The 5,532-nt window shown below is 72.3% G+C and carries 4 protein-coding genes; all 4 read right to left on the bottom strand.

Annotated elements, in window-relative coordinates:
- Positions 1-851 (bottom strand): iron-containing redox enzyme family protein (locus G6028_RS02380; protein WP_182657936.1); only part of this gene is annotated, 851 nt, incomplete at its 3' end.
- A 69-nt stretch (positions 852-920) separates the two neighbouring features.
- Positions 921-2,111, bottom strand: a complete 1,191-nt coding sequence (locus tag G6028_RS02375) for an amidohydrolase (protein WP_182657935.1) — start codon at positions 2,109-2,111, stop codon at positions 921-923.
- Positions 2,089-3,966: an alpha/beta hydrolase family protein gene (locus G6028_RS02370; RefSeq protein ID WP_182657934.1), complete on the bottom strand. Its 1,878-nt coding sequence runs from the start codon at positions 3,964-3,966 to the stop codon at positions 2,089-2,091. Before G6028_RS02370 ends, G6028_RS02375 begins: the two co-directional genes overlap by 23 nt.
- The coding region (locus G6028_RS02365; RefSeq protein WP_182657933.1) for a circularly permuted type 2 ATP-grasp protein at positions 3,959-5,532 on the bottom strand (1,574 nt) is incomplete at its 5' end. The genes G6028_RS02370 and G6028_RS02365, both read right to left, overlap by 8 nt.

Below are 5,532 nucleotides of genomic sequence, written 5' to 3'. Positions count from 1 at the left end.
ATCACCTGCTCGTGCACCGCGTCGGCCTCCACGTGCTCGGCGTAGAAGTGCACGCACTCCTCCGGGGCCCCCATCCGCCGCAGGCCCGCCACGAGCCGCGCCGATCCGGGGGACGAGGTGATCTCGATGGCGGCGAAGTGGCCGATCGCGGCCCCGCGCAGCGACCGGTGCAGCCCGAACAGCGACATCAGGTTGACGGTCGACAGAGTCGCCGCCGACACCCGGTCGAGGTATCCCAGGTAGGTGGCGTCCAGCCCGGCGGCGGTCATGAGGTCGGCCCAGAGCTGCTGGTGCACCCGTTCGCCGCGGCCCCCGCCGAACTCGTCGAACTCCACGGCGACGAACGAGGCCTTGGCCTGCCCCTGCAGTCGGGGGATGGCGAACGCGTGGGGGTCGCCCTCCTTGAGGTGGTACAGAGACCGGTGGGCCAAATACTCGCGCAGCTGGTCCCAGGTGCCCTCGTCCTTGAAGTACCAGGACGGGCCGGTGCCGGAGGTCGCCTCCACGGACAGTGCGTCCATCTCCGCCACCGGGTCCTCGCCGGGCTCGACGGCTCCCCGGAGGTGATCAAGGAACAGGGTCTCCAGTGCGCGCCGCAGCCGCAGGAGCTCGGGGTCCCATTCCAGGTCGGCGTCGACCCCGGCGAAGCCCCGGTAGTGGAGCTCGTAGAGCGTGTACAGCGCGAGCTGCAGATCGCGGCCCAGCGGATCGGTGTCCGCCGGCACGCCCGGGAGCCTGTCTGTCCGGCCCGTCGACAGCGCCGTGACCACGGCCTGCGAGAGCGGCCCGCTCGCCGCGGGCAGGGTCGGGGCGGAGAAGGTCGGGGCGATCTCGGTCGGGGCGGCTGTCATGCCCCTCTGTCTACCCGCGATCGCGGTGGTCCTCCACCGGCTCGGCGGGCCGCTCACCCCGTCGGCCGGTCATCCCGCCGGTCGGTCCGTCCTCGCGAAGGCGTCGAAGATCCGGGCGCCGTGGGGCAGTGCGGCCTCGTCCAGCACGAACCCGGGATGGTGCAGGTCGGTCTCCTCGGACTCGCCGTCCCACACCCCCAGCCGCAGGTAGACGCCGGGGATCTCCTCGGTGTACCAGGCGAAGTCCTCGCCTCCGCTGGACTGGACGGCGGTGCCCACCCCGTCGGCACCGAGCACCTGCTCGACGGCCGACGCGGCCAGGTCGGCGCAGGTCTCGTCGTTGACCACCGGCGGCACGCCCTGGACGTAGTCGACCTCGGCGCGGACCCCGTAGGTCGCGGCGATCGTCTCGACGGCCTCGCGGACGACGGGCTCCGCCGTGGCCCACACGTCGCGGTCGGCGCTGCGCAGCGTGCCCCACAGCTGCCCCGAGTCGGGGATGACGTTGGGTGCGGTCCCTCCGGCCTTGACCGAGGCCCAGGTCAGGACCGTGCCCGAGCGCGGATCGATCGTCCGATCCACCACGGCGGTCACCCCCGTGACGATCTGCGCCAGGGCGAAGACCGTGTCCTGGGTCTCGTGCGGCCGGGCGGTGTGCCCGCCGTCCGAGTGGACCGTGATGCCGATCTTGGCGTTGGACGAGGTGATGGCGCCGCCGGTGACGCCCACCTCGCCCACGCGGCGGTGCGGGTCGCAGTGCAGGGCGATGATGCGGTCCACGCCCTCCACCACGCCCTCCTCGACGCAGTCCTTGGCCCCGCCCGGCATGGTCTCCTCCGCCGGCTGGAAGATCAGGCGCACGGGTCGCGGCGGCGGGTCGGCGACCAACAGTTCGGCCGCGCCGAGGAGCATCGCGGTGTGGCCGTCGTGACCGCACGTGTGGGCGACGCCGTCGACCTCCGAGGCGAAGGGCTCGCCGGAGTCCTCGCCCATGGCCAGTGCGTCGATGTCCGCGCGCAGGGCCACGACGTCGGTCGCGGTGGCGCCGTCGGCGGCCGGGACGTCGCACCACAGGCCGGTGCCGATCCGGAACCGCGTGGGCGTCAGCCCCATGGACCGCAGCTCACCCTCGATGTAGTCGGTGGTCTCGGTCTCCTCGTAGGACAACTCGGGGTGGGCGTGGATGTGGCGCCGCCACCCGATCAGTCGTCCCTCGAACCCGTCCGCGTCGCCGGGTTCACTCTTCTTGCGTCCGAACACCGAACACCTCCTGACAGAAGTCGACCACCCGGTCCCCGAGCAGCTGCCTGTTGGCCAATTTCACGAACTCGTGACCCTCGTCCTCGAAGAGCAGCACGTCCACCGGTACGCCGCGGCGACGCAAGGCCTCCACGGCCTGCTCCGTCTCGCTGAGCGGCACATTGGTGTCGTGCGCCCCGTGGACGAAGAGCACGGGCACGTCCACGTGGTGGTACAGATGCAGAGGCGAGGCCTCCCTGAGCAGCTCCCGCTCCTGCAGCGGGTTCCCGTACTTGGGATACGCGGCGGCGGCGATCCACGGCTCGGTGGTGCGGTAGAAGGTCTGGAGATCGCTCATCCCGCACGCCGCGATGCCCCCGCGCCACCTCCCGGGGTGCCGGACCAGGGTCGCGTTGACGAGGTACCCGCCGTAGGAGCGGCCCGAGACCACCGCCCGGTCGGGGTCGGCGACGCCCGCCTCGACCAGGTGCAACAGCGCGTCCTCGACGTCGTCGATCCCCGCGAAGCGGCCGTAGCGGTCGTCGGCGTGGCTGAAGAAGCGTCCGGACCCCGTGGAGCCGCGCACGTTGGGCGCGAAGTAGGTCACGCCGATGTCGAGGTACCGGCGGGCGATGTCGTTGTACCCCGGCCGGGACTGCCCCTCGGGACCGCCGTGGAGGTGCACGACGGTGGGCGTCGGTTCCTCGGCGGGGTCTGCGCGGTACAGCCAGCCGGACAACTCCAGCCCGTCGCGGGCCGTGAAGTGGACCAGCACCGGGGCCGGATCCGGCTGCCGGGGCGGCTCTCCCGTCCACCTCCGTCTCTCGACGTCATACATGACGATGCGCGGCGGCTGGTCGAGGCTCTGCACGGTGAGTGCGAGCAACCGGCCGTCTGCCGTGAGCGTGGGGGCGGACGCGACCACCTCCGGCAGCGGGGGTCGGGCGATGGTCCGGGGACGACTCTTCCGCAGATCCAGCACCTCGATCTCGGACAGTCCGCCCCGCACGTTCCACAGCAGTACCGCCGTCGAGCGGTCCAGGCTCACCTCCACCCGGTCGAGGTCGGCATCCTCCCGGTAGGCCACCGGCCAGGACTCGGTGCTCTCCTCGTCCGCCTCCACGGCGATCAGGCCCATGCGCTCCGCGGAGTGGTCGCTGCGCACGAGCATCTTCATGGGCCGGTTCTCACCCCCGGCGTCGAGGATCACGCCGGCGTCCGTGGTGGACCCGGTGTCGACGGGCAACAGCGGCCACCACCGGCCGTCCGGGACGATCCGGAGCAGTTCGCGGTGGCCGCGGGCTCCGACCCGGAACAGGGCCGCGCCGTCGCGGGCGTGGACGAGCGCGCCCCCCATCCGGCTGTCGACCACCGTGCTCTCGCCCGTCTCCGGGTCCACCAGCCTGCCCTCGGCCAGTCCCTCGGAGTCGAAGGCGGTCAGGGCCAGCAGGTCGCCGTCCCAGCAGACGATCTGCTCGGTGGCGTCGTGGTGGGTGTCGATCGGGTAGACGTCCTTGTCCGCGGGATCGGTCGTGACCAGCCAGATCCGCTCGCGCTCACCGCCGTCGGGTGCCACCTCACAGGCCAGCCACTTGCCGTTGGGAGAGTAGGCGACTCGACGGACCGGGCCGTTGACGGGCAGCACGACGTCGCGCTCCGGCCCTGCCCCGTCGAGGCCCCCCAGGCCCAGTGGCCGCTGCACCGCCCGCGGGTATCCGGTGCGCTCGGTGACCACGCACGCCAGCATCGACCCGTCCGGGGACAGGCACGGAGAGGTGGTGTGACGGATCGCGTCCGGCCCCCCGGCGGCGTCGTCGGGTGGGCCGGCGACGTCCAGGGACTCGGCCTCCTCGGTGATCTCGGTCGTGTCATGCACGGTGGATCCAGGTGTCCTTTCCCCCGCCCCCGCTCGAGGCGTTGACGACCATCGTGCCCGCCGGAGCCACCCGTGTCAGTGCGACGGGCGGGGCGGAGGCGAGGATCTCACCCGAGTCCCCGGGTCGGAGCATGACGAACGCCCGCATGTCGACGTGTCGGCGCTGGAGTTCGTGCCCGTCGAACGTCGGCAGGGTGGACAGGGCCTGGACCTCCTGTGCGACGAATCGCTCGCCGTGCCGCCTCAGCTCGTCGCGGCGCTCGTCGAGCTCGCGGGGCGTGCACTCGGGGCCGACGGTGATCCCGGAGCCCCCGTACCCGTCGATCGGCTTGACCACGAGCTCCCCCAGCCGGTCGAGGACCTGCTTCCGCTGCTCGGGGTCGGAGCAGAGGTAGGTGTCCACCTGACCGATGAGGGGCTTCTCCCCCAGGTAGAAGTTGATGATCTCCGGCACTCGCGCGTAGATCGCCTTGTCGTCCGCCGCGCCGTTGCCGGGGGCGTTGACCACGGCCACCCCGCCCTCCGCCATCGCGCCGAGCAGACCGCGCCGCAGAACGGTTCCGTCGGCCCCCTCGGAGGAGAGCAGCATCTCCTCGTCCATACGGACGTAGAGCACGTCGACGGGGCTGCGCTCGTCGCCGTCGACGCGCCACAGTCGACTGTCCTCGACCACCAGGTGGTCGGGGGTGACGAGCGGGCCGCCGATCGCGGCCGCGACCTGGCCCAGGTCGAAGGATCCGAGCTCGTCCTCCGCGATCACCACCGCGATCGCCGGATCGTCGACGCCGTCCGGCGCGGCCGCGCGCAGCGTCTGCGTCAGCATGTCCAGGCCGACCCGGGGATCGTGGATCTCGGACCGTGCGCCGAACTCGGGGAAGCCCTCGCTGATCCGGTCGCGCAGCGCGACCGCCATGGCCAGTCCTCCGGCCATCCGCAGATTGTCCTCGAGGACGACCCACTCGCCCGGGGCGGTGGACACGAGGTCGACCCCGCACACCGGGGCGTGCAGCGCCCCGGCCGGGACCGACCGGCCGGTGGGACGGAAACCCGGTGCCCGCTCGAGGGCCTCGGCGGGGACGACACCGGCGCGGGTGATCTCGCCGGGGCCGTAGATGTCCCGGAGGAACAACTCCATCGCGCGGGCGCGCTGTTCGATCCCCGCCGAGATCCGCGCCCACTGGTCGGCCGGGATGATCCGCGGGACCGCGTCCAGGGGAAACACCTGCGGCTCGTCCCTGCCGTAGACCTTGAGCGTCACCCCGAGGTCGCGGAGGCTGTCGTCGACCGTGTCCTTGCGCTCACACAGGGTCTCGGGGCCCAGGTCCGAGACGGCCTTGAGCACGTCCACGTACTCGGGCCGCGGCACGCCGTCCTCGGTGATCGCCTCGTCGTGCACCTCCTCGGTGACGGCCTCACCCAGCGGCGAGTAGGAGGCGAGCATCGACCGCATGCCGCGGTCGTCCGCCACGTCGCGGGGCCGGATCCGGTCGACGGTCTCCGCCAGCAGGACGGCCACCACGTCGCCACGCCTCCCGCGACGGCGGTGGGCGGCGCGTTGGCGGGCCG

The organism is Dietzia cercidiphylli, assembly GCF_014145145.1.
GTDB lineage: Bacteria > Actinomycetota > Actinomycetes > Mycobacteriales > Mycobacteriaceae > Dietzia > Dietzia natronolimnaea.
Note: the sequence above shows the minus strand (reverse complement) of the source record. Positions and strands in the feature narration are given on the sequence as shown.